Below are 1,015 nucleotides of genomic sequence, written 5' to 3' on the forward strand. Positions count from 1 at the left end.
GGTGAGTCAATGGTATTGGGCATATTTGACGCTCACCTTCAATTTGTTTTGGTCGACTTGATTGTAGCACAGGACAATATGTCTTTTCGGTTCTAAACCGTGTCACTTAATCGGTTAGAAGCAATACAGTCAGTTATTTACTGCTTACTATTCAAAGTTTATATGAAGCCAAGTTGCTGAGTTATCCCCGAACGGATTGTACTTATAGCACTGATGAAGAATTTGATTATTTAGTGGATAATCTGACATAGTATCTGGATTTAGTCTCTAATCCGGTTCTGTTGAAAAGTTTGAAAATCAAACACGCCCGCTCTGAACTCCAAATATCTTAGGCTGTTATTCCCATTAATACTTTGATTTCAGTAGACACCGAAAAGCCGAAGAGTGTAGTGACCCCCAAAATATAGACTTTCCAAATTAACTGAACAAAAATAGTCCAATTTATTGACTTCTGAGCAAACGTTATCGAAAACCCAAAACTGTTGTGACAGTTGATCAAAAACCCAATCTTATTAGACACTTGCATGATTTGATGGGGCGTCACGCTGATGAACTCAAGAATATCATCACTAACTATCAGCCTAACGGCATGCCCCTAGATACGGCCATGCATACCCTACGAAAGAATCTTAATGGAGTAATTAACGCTGCCAAATCGTCCTACTCTAACGGACCGATAGAGAGGGCATCAACCGTAAGATCAAGGAGCTCAAACGTGCTTGTTATGGCTTCTCCAATCAGGCCAATATGTTCACACGCGTCTACCAGCTGATTGCCTAGATTATCTACCACAATAACGTCACGATGGTAGGCTTATTTGTTATGCCTTCAAGTACGATATTCAGACAACACACCAGATTAAACGCCGGAACTAATAAAACAACAAAAAAGATCTCCCACACGAGGAGATCTCCAAAGGATAGAAACTATCCTTCAACACCATTTGACAAACTTCCGAAAAAATAAGGTACAGACTCATATCCTTTTTGATTTAATACTTTTGCAATGTCATTTT

Annotated in this window: 1 pseudogene; it reads left to right on the plus strand. The window is 39.1% G+C overall.

Annotation, left to right across the window (positions count from 1 at the left end):
* Positions 1–520 precede the first annotated feature (520 nt).
* Positions 521–780: pseudogene (locus AB0M26_RS31975) on the plus strand (transposase); the annotation flags it as partial.
* Positions 781–1,015 lie beyond the last annotated feature (235 nt).

The organism is Streptomyces sp. NPDC051776, from assembly GCF_040681345.1.
Taxonomy (GTDB): Bacteria; Actinomycetota; Actinomycetes; order Streptomycetales; family Streptomycetaceae; genus Streptomyces.